Genomic DNA, 15998 nt, shown 5'->3' on the forward strand with positions numbered 1-15998 from the left:
ATGACGGTCGCTGCCTTACACGAGTATCTGGAACAGAGCGCGAGGCGGTATCCCCAGAGGTGCGCCGCTGTCGAGGCGAGCTCTGGGCGGCAGATCACCTACGGCGAGCTCGACGCGCTGTCGGACCAAGTCCGCGACCATCTGCGTCGGATCGGCGTCCGGCCGGCGGACCGCGTCGGCATTTGCCTTCCAAAATCGATCGCCTCGCTCGCTGTTCTGTTCGGCATCTTGAAGGTGGGCGCGGCCTATGTGCCTGTCGACTCTCTGGCACCGCCTGCGCGTAACGCGTTCATATTTAACGACTGCGGCGTGCGCGCGATTTTCGTGGAGGCGTCCCGAGCCGAAACTTTGCGCTGTGAGTTGGCGCGCTTGGCTGCGGAACCTTGTCTCTTACCGCTCGACTGGTCCGACGGTCCCTCGCCGCTCGCGACGTACCTGGCTCGCGTAGAGGCCGACGGCTTGGCGGTGGAGGACGAATCGGCGCGGCCGGGGCCGGACAACCTCGCTTACGTGCTTTACACTTCGGGCTCGACCGGCCAGCCGAAGGGCGTGATGCTGACGCATCGTAATGGCTCGAGCTACGTGGACTGGTGTTCCGATATCCTTGCCCCTGACGAGAACGACCGCTTCTCCTCCCATGCGCCTTTCCACTTCGACCTGTCTATTCTCGACATCTTCGTACCGCTGAAGCACGGCGCGACCGTATTCCTCATCGGTGAGGAGCTCGGCAAGAATCCGACCCGGATGGCGTCGGTTATTGCCGAGCGGCGGTTGACTGTCTGGTATTCCACGCCCTCCGTACTCACGCTCCTGGTCGAGCACGGCAGCCTTGATGCTCGCGACGACCACGCTCTTCGGTTCATTCTATTTGCCGGCGAGGTTTTTCCGGTCAAGCATCTGCGCAGGCTAAAGGCTGTGGTCCCACGCGCACGCTACCTGAATCTCTATGGCCCAACCGAGACCAACGTCTGTACCTACTACGAAATCCCGCAGACGATCGCCGAAGACCGCTCGGCGCCGTTTCCGATCGGGCGCGCCTGCTCGCATGTTAAGGCACGCGTGATCGATGCGAATGGTCGCGACGTGCCGCGAGGCCAGGAAGGCGAGCTCGCAATCAGCGGTGCTCCCGTGATGCTGGGCTATTGGAACATGCCTGAGCGAACAAGCGCCGCTTTTCATGTCGATTCAAGCGGTCGCTGGTACCGTACCGGCGATGTAGTGATCGAAGGCGATGGCGGAGTCTACACCTTCCGCGGTCGACGCGACCGGATGGTGAAGAGACGGGGATATCGGATCGAACTCGGCGAGATCGAGACGGCGCTCTATCGCCATCCAGCGATCTCCGAGGTGGCGGCGATCGCTCGCTCGGAGGAGTCGGGCGTCTCCATTAAGGTGTTCTATGCCTCGCGCGACGGCCATGCGCTGTCGCTCATCGAGCTGAAGCGGTTCTGCGCCCACAACTTGCCGGCCTACATGGCCCCGGACTGGTTCTCGCATCAGCAGTTACTTCCCAAGACATCGACAGATAAAATCGACTACCAGCATCTGATGAGGATGGAGTAGTGGATTTCGCGCTGAACGAGGAGCAGCGTATCCTGCGTGGCCAGATCCTTCGCTTCGCGCAAGATAAGCTCAATAAAGATGTCAGGCAGCGCGACCGAGACCAAGTATTCCAGCGCGAGTTGTGGGGGGCTTGCGCGCAGATGGGCTTGACTGGCCTGCCAGTCCCCCAGGCCTACGGGGGACCCGGTCTCGATTCCCTGTCCACGGCCATTGCAATCGATGCGCTTGGCTACGGCTGCGAGGATTCCGGCTTGGTCTTCTCGATCTGCGCCCACCTTCTGGCCTGCGTGGTGCCGATTTGGAAGTTCGGCACTGAAGAGCAGAAGAATCGATATCTTCCGGGGCTCTGTGATGGCACTTTGATCGCAGCCAATGCGATGAGCGAACCGGAGTCGGGCTCCGATGCATTTGCGATGCAAACCCGGGCGGAGCCTCATGGCGACGGCTTTCTAATCAACGGCACGAAGACCTTCGTGAGCAACGGGCCGGTGGCAGATGTTGCCGTCGTCTTTGCTGTCACTGACCGCGCCAAGGGGTATTTCGGCGGCATCACGAGCTTCCTCGTGGACCGCGCGCTGCCCGGCTATCTGGTCGCGCAAAAGTTCGAAAAAATGGGACTGCGGACGTCTCCGATCGGGGAGCTTGTCTTCGAGGACGTATTTGTTTCGAAGAACGCTGTTCTCGGTGGAGTGGGCGGCGGCTCCAGGCTGTTCGCTCATAGCATGGACTGGGAGCGGGCGTGCCTATTCGCCAGTCATATAGGCACTATGGAGCGGCTTCTGGAAAAGGCAGTGGCCTATACGCGCACCCGACGTCAGTCCGGCCAGGCCATCTCCAAGCACCAGGCGGTCGCCCATAAGATTGCCGACATGAAGATGCAGGTGGAGGCGGCCCGACTGCTCGTCTACAAGGCGGCGTGGGGCCTTGAGCGCTCCCAGTCCGTATCCCTCGACGCCGCCGTTTCGAAGCTCTTTGTGAGCGAATCGCTAGTTCGCACCACGCTCGATGTCGTCCAGGTCTTCGGCGGCTATGGTTTCTTGAGCGAATTCGACGTCGAACGTGCCGTGCGTGATGCCATCGGCAGCAAACTCTATTCCGGAACTTCTGAGATACAGCGCAACATTATTGCTGGCTGGCTGGGGCTTTGATGACGGCTGTGGTCAGAACCTGTCCGTGAAGGGCGGCGTGTGCTGTCGCTGGGCCTGCCCTCAGTTCGCGAAAAAAGGCGGCGCTCGATTTTGGTGAGGCAACCGGAGAGTGGTACTATCGCAACCCATCGAGCCACCGGGCGGAGAGCGCTTTTGTCGTTCGACTTGGGTGCGTCTGCCCAGCCCGTGGTCTCCGAACTTGCGGCTCAGAGGCGAAGAACCAGACCAGCCGCGACGCGTGAAATATAGGCTTTGTGGATGCGGCTTCTCTATATACATTCTGCGCACGTCCCGGCGCCGGCCGCCAATGCGGTACAAGTCGCGAAAATGTGCCGTGCATTTCGGGTTGCCGGAGCGGAGATCGTACTAGCGCTTCCACGCGCCTCCATGAATGCACGGGATCATTATGAGAAGATCGCGCGCGAATACGGATTCGGTACCGAGTTCCCATTCCGCGTTCTCCCTGTACCCTTTTGGCCTGTGCCCGGCCGGGAGCTTTTTTTTGCTGTGTTGGCGCTTCTTGCTGCGGTCTGGCTGCGGCCGCATGTCGTCTTTACACGCTCGGCTACTGTAGCGCTTGTTTCTGCCGGACTTTTCGGGTTCACGACCGTTTTTGAGCTTCACGACCCGATTGGCAGTTTGAGCAGACGTCAGCGTCAGCGCCTTGCCAAACTAATAGGCCTAGAGACATTCCGTATGCTGGTCGTCACGTCGCAACGTCTGCGGGACGACAGCATCCGCCTCTTTCCTCAACATGCGGGAAAATTTCTGATCGCGCCCAATGGCGCGGATCCTGTTCCGCCGAATGTCGAGCCATGCAGCCTCAGCGGCACGTTCAAGGTTGGTTATGTCGGACATCTGTATAAGGGAAAAGGCATGGAGATAATAAGCGCTATTGCGCCTCGATGCGGCTGGGCGACATTTCACATCGTCGGGGGAACACCAGGCGATATAGAGTATTGGACATCGAAGCTGGCCAAATGCCCGAACACAGTGTTTCACAGCTACGTTCCTCACGCCGCGACATGTGCCTACTTGGCCGAAATGGACGTTGTACTCGCGCCCTATCTTAGAGATGTAGAGGGCCAGGGCGGCGGTCGAAATATCGCTGAGGGAATGTCGCCGCTCAAGCTCTTCGAATATATGGCGCATGGCAAACCCATAGTGTCCTCCGACCTGTCAGTTATACGAGAAGTTTTGAGGGATAGCGTCAACAGCATTCTGGTGTCGCCAGACAACCCGTCCGACTGGGTCAAAGCTCTTCAGCGCCTGCGCGCAAACAAGGCGCTTCGGGATCAGATTGGTCAGCAGGCGAAGGCAGACTTTCTGGCCAGGTACAGCCGCATCGCACGCGCAACCAACATTCTAGAGGAAATCAAGAGCCGGATGCCGTCGAGCGGAAGCTCGTAGGACTGCATAGCTTCTCTTGTTGAGGGCGGCTGCGCCGCCAGCAAGCCTGCTTTCCGTTCGCCGCAATGAGCCCGTGGTCCGTCCTGAACCGTTAAATGGCAAGATCCGACTGCCCCGGCTTTTTGCTGAGGTTCCGTCATGCGTTGCTCCGACCATCTCCCTGCGTCGCGTTGATTTTCGCATTGAGCTAAATTTAGCCTGCGAGATGCGCCACTTGTCCGCGAGTGAACCGGCGCGAACCCGATTGTGAGGCTCGATGTACTCGCTGGCGGCGGGATCGCCCGAAGCATCAGAATCAAAATCCGTTCAATCGGTCGGAGGATGGACTACTTATATCCATTTAGCTTCCTGAGAAGATGCTATATACATCAATAGACATTACGATCCGAAAAGATCAGTAGAGCAGTTTTCCAAATTATCTTAATGTCGAGAAGCATGCTCCAGGATTTTATATACCAGAGGTCGTGCTCAACGCGTTTTTCCATCCTCCAGAGTTCCTTCGTTTCCCCTCGAAAGCCATTGATCTGAGCCCAGCCTGTCAAACCGGGCTTTACATGATGACGATAAGCATAGCTCGCAATGGCCAAAGTATAAGTGTCGTCGTGAGCGACGGCGTGAGGCCGTGGCCCCACCAGGGACATCTCCCCCCGAAGCACGTTGAATAACTGCGGCAGCTCGTCGATGCTTGACCGGCGCAATATTCGGCCGAGTCGGGTAACCCGCGCATCATTACGCTGAGCCTGGCGAATTTGTGTACCGTTCTCCTGCACCGTCATCGATCGGAATTTGTAAATATTGAACGGCTTACCACCAAAACCTCGTCGCGTCTGCCGGAACAGCACAGGGCGACCGTTCTCAAGCGCTATGGCACATGCGACCAACGCCATCAACGGACATAGGAACAGCAGTAGCAGGGATGCAACAGCAATGTCGAACAACCGCTTGAGCAGGCGTTCGGCAGGCCTCAACGGGATACGCTGGACTTCGAAGGCTCGCTGCCAGCCGGTGTGCAGCGGGCTTCCAGCCAGAATTCTATCTATGTAGGCGTCGGCGAAAAGATAGATCGGCAGCGGGAGGCGGGACATTTCCTCCAGTATGCGGTCGATCAACTTCCGCTGGTCCCAAGAGCAAAAGAGATAAACTGCCCCATACGAGCCATTACGGAACGCAGCCTGTGCAGCTGCGACGGCGGCATGCACCGATCGTGCTGCGATCGTGCCATCATCGTTCTCGATGTTCGAAACACCACAAACCGCGATGCCCTGTTGCCCAAGCTTGTTGATTATCCCCTGTTCCTTTCCAGGAACGCCAGAGTAGAACAGATAAACTGTGCGCAACACGAGTTTCTCAGCCGCCAGAAGCCGTTTCAGCCCACGCGCTAGAACCGCGTGGCCAGGCAGCAGGGTTGGGAATCCGACCGCAAACGCCAGCGTCAAAGAGCCGCGCGAGAACGTCGACGTCGTCTTCGTGAGAAAGGCGAGCCAGAGAATTGAAAAGAAAACAAACAGCCAGCCGCTGATGAGTGTTTTGATCCTGCAGTGATCGTCCAGGATGCCACTAACCGTGTAGGCGCCCCTGGCGGTCATGAATGCGACCAGCAACAGACCGGCGGTAACACTTAGGCAGATCGAATCCCAGATATCTGGCGGCCTCACGCCGAAGGCCCTATGGTAGAGCTCAATTGACGCAAGAAGTATTGTCTGTCCAAGGAGGAAATCAGCAGTTGCGAGAAACACGCAAACTGCTCCCACAGGAAGCCGTAGCGGCTCTACCCTTCGATTCCAGAGCGCACGCGACGCCTCGGTTGGTGCATGCCGCATAGAGACGAACCCCCCCGAATCCTGTTGCATCCCTTCTCCTTCCTGGCTCATGGCACACGCCATCCCATAAGGAGGGGAGTTATCCCAACGGCTTCCAGTCGGTTAGATTTGATTTAAATGTCTCAGAGAAATGCCGCTGTTACCCCGGGCACAGACGAGTCGCTATTTTATCGTATCCTAATGTGTTAATATTTTCTACCTTAACGCGTCTGCGCGAGAACGGACCGGAAATCGGACTCGTTCAAAGAGGTGGTCAAGGCAACGCTTTAGGGGACCGGGGCGCTTACCCTATCAGGGAGAGAGAGCCATGGCAGAAAATGGCGCTGAGGTTCGGGTCAAACAGCTGAACAAAATACGCTTATTTCGGCAATTTGGGCAAGATACTCTTAGTGAGATGGCGAAAGCAGCCATCCTAAGGAGGGTTCCAAAGAATAAAGTTTTAACTCGCCTTGGGGACATACCGCGTTATATTTACTACGTAATTCACGGAAAAGTTCGTCTTAGTGTTCCCCTCTCAGACGGCCGAGAGTTCATCTTTTCCGATCTTGGTCCCGGTGACACTTTCGACTTGACTAGATTGTTCATCGCGCGACACAGTAACATGAACGCTGCGTCAGTCGTGGACAGCGACTTGCTCCAAATCGAAGCAGCTTTCATGGCTAGTGTCTTCGACAAGCACCCAGATCTCGCACTGAAGGTGATCCCGTACTTATGCCAAGCAACGCACGACGCGCAAGAGCGAGTGATCCACAGTGCGTCCAGTGCACTATCCATTCGATTGGCGAGCACGCTCTTGCGATTGACTGAGACCCCGCACAGCACGGCTACCGTGAATGGAGCTCTGAGCATCCACATTTCGCAGACCGACCTCGCGGCAATGATCCCGGCGTCTCGCGCGAAAGTGAATCGTTGCCTGAGAGAATGGGAACGGCGGTATCTGACCCAATACGACCACGGCTCGCTGACAATTCTCAATCGCACCGCATTAGAGTCTGTTGCTCTTGGCTACTCGCGTTTGACCGTTCAATGATGCCTTTCCTGTGTGCTCGGGCATCTCCACGCCATTCTCCGGGAAGTTAATGAACCGGAAGTGCTGCCGGTCGTGCTCGGATCGCTCGGTAAAGTCCTTACGTCGGCGTCGTCTCGCCGCACCGGACATGTGCGCCTTCGTAGGTAACGAGACACCGCTCACTGCCGTGCGACGGGCGGTTCGGGAGGTTCCTCACTCACCTACACAATCGGAGTTCCTAAATATCCAGCTAAAAGTCCGGAGGCCGCTACTTTATCGCTTCCTATCTGTGGTGAATGGCCAAGCTCTGGGAATTCTAAGAGCGTCGCGCTCGGAATGGCCGCGGCTGCGGCGCGTCCGAGTTTTGGATAGTTGCCGAGCGTCTTCGCGACCTCCGCGCTGGCGCGATTGCCGCCCGGGGCTGTACGGTCCTTGCCCCCGATGATCAGCGTTGTCGGCACGGAGACATTGCCAAACTCGTGGATCACAGGTTGGGTGAAGATCATGTCCGAGGTTTGAGCCTGGTTCCACGCTACCATCTTCTCATCACCATGTCGGTACAGAGATAACGATCAGTTGATCGTTGGGAGTCTTGATTGTGAGCCAATGGCACGCAGAGAGCACCGCCATTTTTGCTGTGCGCGATGCGACTTTGCTGTTGGGGAATCCGGGATTATTATCGGCCGCCCATGTATATCACGTCGGTGGAAAAATGGATTTGCAAGCCTTCAGAGATTCGATTGCGAAATCACAGCCGCCCGCTGGCTTGAACGCTGCCCTGCAAGCGCTGTGGTGGGATGCAAAGGGCGATTGGGATAAGGCGCACGAGCGCGCGCAGGTGCGCGACGATACGGCGGGTATGCGCGTGCATGCCTACCTCCATCGCAAGGAAGGCGATCAATCGAATGCGGAATATTGGTATCGTCGCTGCGACGCCGCGCCGTCGACCTTGACGCTTGATGAGGAATGGCAAGAGTTAGCGCGTGCACTTTTGGGGCATAGCTGACGCCTTCAGCACGCCAAGTCTGGTTCTGGGGGCCTTCACTCGAACGCAGCGATGACCTTTGATATAGTACCGCGGTCACGGTCGAACGGCCTGCTCCAGTCCGCCGCTCGCCGAAACAGGCGGGCGGCATCCCTCTGCCACAGTCGGACATCTTGCCCCTGGCGCTTGTCCAAGATCGCAACGGAAGTTCAATTTCATTCCCTGTGCAGCCCGTCATAATAGGGGCGGCGGCGGCAGTACCAGCATGTCTCGAGGAGGAGATGAAAATGCGGCTCACCAGGTGTTTCAATTTTGCGGGTAAGGTTTCATCGGCGCTTTCTCCCGCAGCAGGGAGGAAACGGCGTCTGCGTCAGACTATCCTGATATGTGCAGCTGTGGCGGCCGGCTCCGCGACCGGTGGTTTCGGGGCACAAGGCGCGGAAAAGGAAGCCTGGATCACCACTTGGGCTGCCACACCTGCTCCGCGCTGGTCGGATGATCTTCCTGCGCCTTTCGGAGTGCCGGAAGTGCTGGAGAATCAGACCGTCCGCCAAGTTGCCCGCATCAGCGTCGGCGGCAATACCGTCCGGGTCGTCCTATCGAATGCTTTCGGCGCTAAGCCACTGACCATCAGTGCCGGCAGCGTTGGAATAGCAGGCAAGGACGGCGACGTCGATCAGACGACCCTGAAGCCCCTGACCTGGGGAGGCAAGAGTTCTGTGGTCGTTCCGCCGGGAGCCCCGATCCTCAGCGACCCCGTCGCCCTCCCGGCAGAAGCGCTTTCCGAAATATCCGTCAGCATCTTCCTCCCGAAGAAGACGGCGCTGTCGTCGGTGCATTGGGATGGTGTGCAAACCGCCTACATCTCCGGCCCGGGAAATTTCACAAACGACGCGACGTTCAAGGCTGACAGCACACTCAAATCACGCCTTTTTCTGAGCGATATATGGGTTGACGCCGCGCCGGAATCCCAGGCGATCGTGTTTTTCGGGGATTCCATCACGGATGGGAATTGCTCGACCCCCGACGCCAACAATCGCTGGCCAGACCTTGTCGCCAAGCGATTGCAGGAGACCGCCCGCAAGGTCGCGGTGGTTAACGAAGCTTTTTCGGGCAATCGCGTGTTGACCGACGGTATGGGCGTCAATGCTCTGGCGCGTTTCGATTCTGATATCCTGAGCCATCCCAAAGTCTCGACCGTCGTCGTAATGATGGGCATCAACGATATCGGCTGGCCCGGCGAAAATGCAATCGCGCCGGACGACAAGGAACCTGCCGCCGAAGACATCATCACCGGATACAAACAGCTCATCGACCGCGCGCATGCCCATGGCATACGCATTGTAGGCGCGACGTTGACCCCTTTCGCCGACACCTTCAAAGGGCTTCCTACCGAGGGTTACTACACACCCGAGAAGGAAAAGATACGCGTCGCTGTGAACGAATGGATACGCGCCGGTGGTGGCTTCGATGGCGTAATCGATTTCGACAAGGTGATGGAAGACCCGGCCAAACCGGGATATCTGCGCGACGACTACGACTGCGGCGATAACCTTCATCCCAACGACGCGGGATACAAGGCGATGGCAGACGCGGTCGATCTCGACGTCCTATTGGGTTCAGCTAAATAGGTCGCTGCTGACCTTGCCGCGCTGCTCAGATATTGCGCGGCAAGGTCGGTTCGACCATGCCTCAAGTGAGCCCGAGCCGGACGAGATGGCGCACGACCGGTGAGAACATCTCCTGACCGATGTAAGCTCCGGTATTTGCATTTTCGAAGAGTGGGCTGGCGACGGCCGCATCCTCGACCACGGGAATACCTGCCTTGCGTGCTTGAGCCATCATCTCGTCGGCCGCTCGGCCCTGGCCCTTGCCGACGACCGTCGGCACCGGCGTTTCACCCTTGACGTAACGCAACGCCACTGCGCGGTCGCCAGACACGAAGACAATGACCGCGTTTTTTACGCCCAGCCTCGCAGGTTGCATCACGGCCTCACGCCGCTGTCGCTGCTGTTCATGCCGGATCAAGGGGTCTCCTTCGAGATCCTTGTGTTCGCGCTTGTATTCAGTTGTCGTCATGCGCATGTCGCGTAGGAACAGCCAGCGCTGAATAGGAACATCGATCACGCCGATGACGACAAAGGCCAGAGCGGCGGCTATTCCAAGTGATGTCAGCACCGCTTTGACAATTGGCTCTAGGCATGACGGAGCGCATCCCGGAGCATCGAAGAGCGGCTGCAGCCACGCGATCAAAAGGAATGTGAAGAGGCTGGCCAGCAACACCACCTTGGCCAGGCCTTTGGTGAACTCGATGACGTTGCGTAGCGACAGGATCTTCTGAAGGCCCTTCGCCGGGTTTATGTGATCGAATTGCGGCTTGAGCGGCTCAAACGAGAAGACCGGCCCGAACGTTCCCAGCATGCCGAAGGCCACCGCGAGAACGACAACGATTCCGACGAGTGGTAATGTGGCAAGCATCAGCAATGACAACGAATGGCGGATGGCCCGCAGGCTGACTTCCCCGAACGAATCGCCGGGGGCCGTCACGGTCTGCACGAGTTCCGAAAAGTGCTCGATGAGCATCGGCCAGGCAAAATAGACATAGCCAAGCGCTGCGAAAAGCGTGAAGCCGGAGACCAGGTCGCGGCTCTGCGAAACCTGGCCTTTCCGGCGGGCGTCACGAAGTTTCTTTTCGGACGCCGGTAGTGTTTTTTCCTCAGCTTCTTCGGCCATGTTGCAATCTTATCGCACTGTTGTTGTTCCAGTCGGCCAAGGCCGTGTGTAAGGTGCGGCGGGCTTGAATACGGAGAGGTGGATATGCGGCTGCATGTCGTGTTCTTGCCCGTCGTCGCCATGCTGGCGATGGCCGGTTGTCAGACGACCAAAACCGACGCCGAGCAGGCAAAGGCGCAAGGCCCGTCGTCGCAATCGGAGCGTCTGATCAAGCTTGCGGACGATATAGATGCGCAGGGAGATAGCGACACCGCAATCGCGCTCTACCAGCGCGCGGCAGCGATGCCGGACGCCAAGCCGAGCGCCTTCGTCAAGGCAGGCGAGGCCTATATGCGAGCGGGCTATCCCGCCGAGGCCGCCAGAGCCTATCAGGCCGCGCTCGCAAAAGCTCCCAATGACGGGGGGGCTATGCTCGGGCTTGGCTCGGCGATGATAGAATCGGGCGATATCGATGCCGGCATGCGCGCGCTCGCGCAGGCAGCGCCGCTGGTCAATACTAGCAGCGCCTACAATCGGTTGGGCGTGGCGCAGACATTCGCGGGTCAGACGGCGGAGGCGCAGACTACTTTTGCTCAGGCGTTGAAACTCGCGCCGGGGGATCTCGACGTCGAGAGCAACATGGCGCTGGCCGCAGCGCTCGAAGGCAATTCCACCACAGCACTCCCGCTGGTCCAGAAGATCTCCGCCGCCACCAATGCGCAGTTGCATCACAAGCGCAACGTCGTGGTGGTCTACGGACTTCTTGGCCAGGCCGATCAGGTCAAGGCCTCGCCGCCGATTGGCCTGGCGACCAAGGAGGTGGATACCTTGCTTGCTCGTGCCAGAACGATCCGGTCGAAGGGTAGCACACAGGCCAGGGCGAAAGCGCTTGGCTCTATCCTCGGCTAGCGCATAGGACCGGAAAGCGCGAAGCCGATTTGGGTCGAGTTCGACGGGCGAACAACCGGACAAAGTAGTGCTACGCGGGCAAGGCCGCATCGGTTCACTCGACCGGGAGCGTTGTTTGCGGCGTCAGCGGCCCGCTATTGGCTCCACCCATGGGAGCCTCTTCGCCATTGAGGTAGCGCCGGGCGGCATTTGCAGTCGGCGCGGCCGCCGCCGCCCCCATGCGCCGACCCTCGACGAGGTCACGCTGGCTTTCGGCCATGCGTTGAAGATTGTAGGCGTTGGCGCAGCCGGACGGCAGGTGCGAGCCGACGCCGCAGACGATCGTCAGATCGGTCGCAGCGGCAGAACGGTCGTCATCGGCCGGTTCGTTCAGACATGCATTGGGAGCAAGGACGGAACCGCCGACGCCCTTCTCGGAGCCGCCGGTGTCGGTCGAAACATAGCTGTAGCCGGGAGAATATTCCCGCGGCTGTTGCGGGCTGTTCACGCAGCCGGCCAGAAGCAGCACCGGAACAGAGCACAAAGCGATGCGAAATGTCATGTTCGGTTCCCCGCTACTTGATGATCAGGCCCATCGCCGCCGCGTCATTGGCGCGCTTCCGGCTGTGGCGTTTGGCTGCCGGACGATCGAGCGGCGTGGCAAGGCTGTCGCGCACCGGCTCGACCAGATAAGGCGTGATCAGGATCACCAGTTCCGTCTCTTCGCGCTGGAAACGCTGTGACTGAAAGAGCGGGCCAAGGACCGGCACATCACCGAGAACCGGAAACTTTTCCAGATTACGCGAGGTCCGCTGCTGGAAAAGACCGGCGATCGCAAAGGTCTGGCCGCTCGCCACTTCGACCGTGGTGTCGGCCCTGCGCACGACGAAACTCGGCATGGCGAAGCCATTGGCGCTTACTGAGCCTGCTTCCGACAAGGAACTGACTTCCGGCTGGACATGGAGCGCAATACGATTGCGGCCGATCAGCGTAGGGGTGAACCCGAGGGAAACGCCGAAGGGCTTGTATTGAACGGTAACGACGTCAGTTCCTTGCGGAATCGGAACCGGAATTTCGCCGCCGGCGAGAAAGCTTGCGGTCTGACCGGTCATCGCCGTCAGGTTCGGTTCGGCCAGTATCTTGACGATGCCGTTGCGTTGCAGCGCTTCGATGAGAATGTCGAAGTTGATGCCATGCGTCTGGTCCATGTTCAAACCGAAATTCCCGGTGCCGGAGGGCACACCATTGTCCTGGAACATGTTGAATTCGAAGCCGCCGCTCCTGTACCCGACAGACCAATCGACGCCGTACGACTGCAGCTCAGTGCGTGAGACTTCGGCGAAACGGACCCGGATGTTGACCTGCTGCGACCCCTGCACGGTCATGTCGTTCAGCGGCGGCTGATCCGGCGGCGAGAACGTGCGGGCGATGTTGTCGACATCCGTTGCCTCTTCGACGCCTCGTGCCTCGCCGGTCGCAACGATGCGGGTCCCGAAAATCGAGAGATTTGTCGCCGAGTTCGGCTGCATTGCGTGTTTCGCTTCGTTGGCAGGCGTGACATCGGGGGTGACGCGGAACTGGGCCGTTGCCTCGACCCGCTCATCGGCTGTGATTGCAATGAGGTTGGTCAGGCCGGGCTTCAGGCCGAAGACATAGACCATCCCCGGCGACACGACCTGAAGATCCGCGATCGTGGTGTCCGCGATCAGGACGGATTCGACGGGTTCATTGAACCGCAGCAGGCGTCCTTGCCCGACCGGCAGGTCGACCGTTGGCTTGCTCGGCAATGGCGATATGTTTTGTGCCATCGTGTCGGCAAGTGTGAACAACAACGCCAGCAAGACGCCAACCGTCGCGATAGCGAGCCAGCGCATAGCCGTCCGCCCGGCGAAAGTGGCGGATCGAACGCCTGCTGCGGTATCGTGGATTGTCATGCCGTTCCCCTCTTGAGCATGTAGAGTCCCCAACTGTCCCAATCCGCCCGGCTGGCGTCATGTGGCTGCCTCTTGTCCGGCTTTGGCCTCAGCCGCTGGCAGGGACTGAGAGACATTGCGTGCTATGCCCGAGCGGCCGGTTATCGTCGCCAGTGGCTGGACGTTGAATTCTTGTGCGAGTTCCTGAAATGACAGAACCGGAAGTTCGATGGCATTGTGCGTGAGCAGGCTTCGCATATGACGGCGTACATCCATCGCCGCGAGGACGACCGGTGAGACATCGGTGGCGTTCTGCGACAAGGCTCGTTCGACTTCGGCGATCAAAGCCTGTGCATCGTCATCCGAAAGGTTCAGGAACGTGCCGGTCGTTGTGCTTTGCACCGCGTTTCGCAGGATATCCTCGGCCGAGCGCTGCAGAACATAGGCTGCGATGATGTTGTTACGACCAGCGAAGCGGAAGCTGATCTGGCGTTTCAAGGACGTGCGGATATATTCCGTAAGCAGAACGACGTCCTGTTCGCGTTGTCCCCATTCGATCAGCGCTTCGAGGATCAGGCGCAGGTTGCTGATCGGCACGTTTTCGCCGACAAGTCGCCGAAGCACCTCCGCGATCTTCTGCAGCGGCACGATCTCCTGCGCCTGTCTGACCAGATCCGCATAATCCGGCTCCATGTCCGACAGGAGCCTGCGTGTCTCCTGAATACCGACGAAATGGCCGGCATAGAGCCGAAGTGCATTTCCGGTCCACTTTGCCGCTGTTTGCGCCGGTGTGGAGATGACAAAGCCGGCTTCCTTCAATGCCGAAATGTGGCGGTCATCGACCCACACGAATTTGCGCTGACCGGCAATCGGAGAACCTTTTTCGTAAGTCACATCGAGCAGATCGAGATTGATTGGGTCCGCTTCGACAAGAACACGGTCGGCGGGGACTTCGGTATCCAGGATGGGTGCGCCCTCCAGATCGACGCGCATGCTTCTCGCTGAAAGCTTCTCGTCGACCTGCAGGCCGATAGCCGGAACGTCGACACCGAGATCGCCGAAAAGCTCGCGGCGCACGCCATCAGCGAGCGTGGCGAATTCGGGTTCCGGGACCGACCGTCCGAGTTCGGTTCCGAAGCGTACGACGATACGGGATGAAGAAGGCAGTGTTCCGACGGGCGTTGATGAAAGCGACGCCGGTTTTCCCGGTTGTTCGGCCATGGCGATCTGGCCGATCTCTTTGATCTCGGATTCCCGGGCGGTGCGGCGATTGATTGCATAGGCGCCCGCGCCGAAGCAGGCGCCAAGGATCAGGAACACAATGGACGGAAAGCCCGGCACTACGGCAAGGCCGACCATGATCACTGCGGCGAGTGCGAGCGCACGGGAGTCCCGTAGTAGCTGGCTGGTTATTTGCCGGCCAAGGTCGCTCGTGCCGTCCGAGCTGCCGACGCGCGTCACCATCGTACCGGCGGCCACAGCGACCAGCAGTGCCGGTATCTGCGCGACCAGCCCGTCACCCACCGTGAGCAGTGAGTAGGTCACGGCGGCGTCCCCTAGCGACATATCGTGCTGCAGCGTTCCGATCGCGAAACCACCGATCAGGTTGACCAGAATGATAACAATGCCGGCGATGACGTCGCCTTTGACGAATTTCATGGCACCGTCCATCGCGCCGAACAGCTGGCTCTCACGCTCAAGCTGATGGCGCAGCCGGCGTGCCTCCGCCTGATCGATGTCTCCGTTGCGCAACTCCGCATCGATGCTCATCTGCTTGCCTGGCAGCGCATCGAGGGTAAAGCGCGCGGCAACCTCGGCAACGCGTTCCGCACCCCGCGCAACCACGATGAACTGCGCAACGGTTATGATCAGGAAGATGACGAGGCCCACCGCAATACTGCCGCCGACGACGAAAGTACCGAAGGCGGAAACGATCTCGCCTGCGTCGGCCTGAAGCAGGATCAGTCGCGTGGTCGTGATCGTGATCGCCAGCCGGAATAAGGTAGCGATGAGGATGACCGATGGCAGCGACGAGAACTGGAGCGGATGAGAAACGTAGAACGAAGCCAGCAGGATAAGCACGCTGACGGCGATATTGGCGGTGATGAGAATGTCGACGAGGAAGGTCGGCAATGGAATGAGCATCATCACCACCGCGACGAGCATCAGGACGGCAATGACCAGATCGCTGCGGCGTGACAGCTTGGCAAGGAAGTGCAGAAGCCGCTCCGACACCGTCATTCGGCGGCTCGATGCGATAGGAAGCTTCGCAAGGCATTGTGCGCCTCGGCCTTGCGGCCGGCCACAAGCAATGCGCGGCTCTTCAGCAACGCTAGCGTCGGGTGGTCCATTCCCTCCAACGTCTCCAGCCTGGCAATCGTGGCAAGCGCTTTGTCCGCTTCGCCATCGAGTATGAGCAGATGCGCCAATGTCCGCAGGACGCCGGCATTTCCCGGCGACAGCTGTGCAGCGATAAGCAGGTATGCCGCGCCCCGCTTTGCCTGCCCGTGACACCCGTAGAGATAGCCCAAGACATGCAGCAGATGCACT

14 protein-coding genes are annotated in these 15998 nt (G+C 59.1%); 7 read left to right on the plus strand and 7 right to left on the minus strand.

Annotated elements, in window-relative coordinates:
• From ACWUKX_RS07005 to ACWUKX_RS07015, 3 genes are all read left to right on the plus strand, one after another.
• Positions 1 to 1563, plus strand: coding sequence for an amino acid adenylation domain-containing protein (locus tag ACWUKX_RS07005; protein ID WP_456005204.1), 1563 nt, complete (start codon positions 1 to 3; stop codon positions 1561 to 1563).
• Positions 1563 to 2711 carry an acyl-CoA dehydrogenase family protein gene (locus ACWUKX_RS07010; protein ID WP_065006928.1) on the plus strand — a complete coding sequence of 383 codons (1149 nt, stop codon included), beginning with the start codon at positions 1563 to 1565 and terminating at the stop codon, positions 2709 to 2711. The genes ACWUKX_RS07005 and ACWUKX_RS07010 overlap by 1 nt, the downstream gene beginning before the upstream one ends.
• Before the next feature lie 258 nt (positions 2712 to 2969).
• On the plus strand, positions 2970 to 4121 hold the full coding sequence (locus ACWUKX_RS07015; protein ID WP_456005207.1) for a glycosyltransferase: 1152 nt from the start codon (positions 2970 to 2972) through the stop codon (positions 4119 to 4121).
• A gap of 368 nt (positions 4122 to 4489) precedes the next feature.
• Here ACWUKX_RS07015 and ACWUKX_RS07020 read toward each other — a convergent pair whose 3' ends face one another.
• Positions 4490 to 5857 carry an exopolysaccharide biosynthesis polyprenyl glycosylphosphotransferase gene (locus tag ACWUKX_RS07020; RefSeq protein WP_456005209.1) on the minus strand — a complete coding sequence of 456 codons (1368 nt, stop codon included), beginning with the start codon at positions 5855 to 5857 and terminating at the stop codon, positions 4490 to 4492.
• A gap of 391 nt (positions 5858 to 6248) precedes the next feature.
• Here ACWUKX_RS07020 and ACWUKX_RS07025 point away from each other — a divergent pair, with 391 nt between their 5' ends.
• Positions 6249 to 6971, plus strand: coding sequence for a Crp/Fnr family transcriptional regulator (locus ACWUKX_RS07025; protein ID WP_127313672.1), 723 nt, complete (start codon positions 6249 to 6251; stop codon positions 6969 to 6971).
• 200 nt (positions 6972 to 7171) lie between these two features.
• Here the strand turns inward: ACWUKX_RS07025 and ACWUKX_RS07030 are convergent, their stop codons facing one another.
• Positions 7172 to 7489 (minus strand): hypothetical protein, encoded by a 318-nt coding sequence (locus ACWUKX_RS07030; RefSeq protein ID WP_456005212.1) that lies wholly within the window; start codon positions 7487 to 7489, stop codon positions 7172 to 7174.
• A 173-nt stretch (positions 7490 to 7662) separates the two neighbouring features.
• Between ACWUKX_RS07030 and ACWUKX_RS07035 the strand changes: the two genes are divergently transcribed.
• On the plus strand, positions 7663 to 7956 hold the full coding sequence (locus ACWUKX_RS07035) for a hypothetical protein (RefSeq protein WP_287381042.1): 294 nt from the start codon (positions 7663 to 7665) through the stop codon (positions 7954 to 7956).
• Positions 7957 to 8222: 266 nt separating this feature from the next.
• On the plus strand, positions 8223 to 9566 hold the full coding sequence (locus tag ACWUKX_RS07040; RefSeq protein WP_456005215.1) for an SGNH/GDSL hydrolase family protein: 1344 nt from the start codon (positions 8223 to 8225) through the stop codon (positions 9564 to 9566).
• Positions 9567 to 9627: 61 nt separating this feature from the next.
• Here ACWUKX_RS07040 and ACWUKX_RS07045 read toward each other — a convergent pair whose 3' ends face one another.
• Positions 9628 to 10668, minus strand: coding sequence for an EscU/YscU/HrcU family type III secretion system export apparatus switch protein (locus tag ACWUKX_RS07045; RefSeq protein ID WP_456005217.1), 1041 nt, complete (start codon positions 10666 to 10668; stop codon positions 9628 to 9630).
• An 84-nt stretch (positions 10669 to 10752) separates the two neighbouring features.
• On the opposite strand from ACWUKX_RS07045, the gene ACWUKX_RS07050 reads away from it, so the two are divergent.
• Positions 10753 to 11556 carry a tetratricopeptide repeat protein gene (locus ACWUKX_RS07050; RefSeq protein ID WP_456005220.1) on the plus strand — a complete coding sequence of 268 codons (804 nt, stop codon included), beginning with the start codon at positions 10753 to 10755 and terminating at the stop codon, positions 11554 to 11556.
• A 94-nt stretch (positions 11557 to 11650) separates the two neighbouring features.
• Here the strand turns inward: ACWUKX_RS07050 and ACWUKX_RS07055 are convergent, their stop codons facing one another.
• The 4 genes from ACWUKX_RS07055 to ACWUKX_RS07070 are packed head-to-tail and all read right to left on the minus strand — an operon-like array spanning position 11651 to position 15997.
• On the minus strand, positions 11651 to 12097 hold the full coding sequence (locus ACWUKX_RS07055; protein WP_456005222.1) for a hypothetical protein: 447 nt from the start codon (positions 12095 to 12097) through the stop codon (positions 11651 to 11653).
• A 13-nt stretch (positions 12098 to 12110) separates the two neighbouring features.
• The gene (locus ACWUKX_RS07060) at positions 12111 to 13469 is read right to left on the minus strand and encodes a type II and III secretion system protein family protein (protein ID WP_456005225.1); all 1359 of its coding nucleotides are present in this window, start codon (positions 13467 to 13469) and stop codon (positions 12111 to 12113) included.
• Positions 13470 to 13526: 57 nt separating this feature from the next.
• Positions 13527 to 15689 (minus strand): type III secretion system export apparatus subunit SctV, encoded by a 2163-nt coding sequence (sctV, locus tag ACWUKX_RS07065; protein ID WP_456005227.1) that lies wholly within the window; start codon positions 15687 to 15689, stop codon positions 13527 to 13529.
• Positions 15686 to 15997, minus strand: coding sequence for a tetratricopeptide repeat protein (locus ACWUKX_RS07070; protein ID WP_023799520.1), 312 nt, complete (start codon positions 15995 to 15997; stop codon positions 15686 to 15688). The genes sctV and ACWUKX_RS07070 overlap by 4 nt, the downstream gene beginning before the upstream one ends.
• Position 15998 lies beyond the last annotated feature (1 nt).

The sequence above is a fragment of the Mesorhizobium sp. f-mel genome (genome assembly GCF_053850215.1).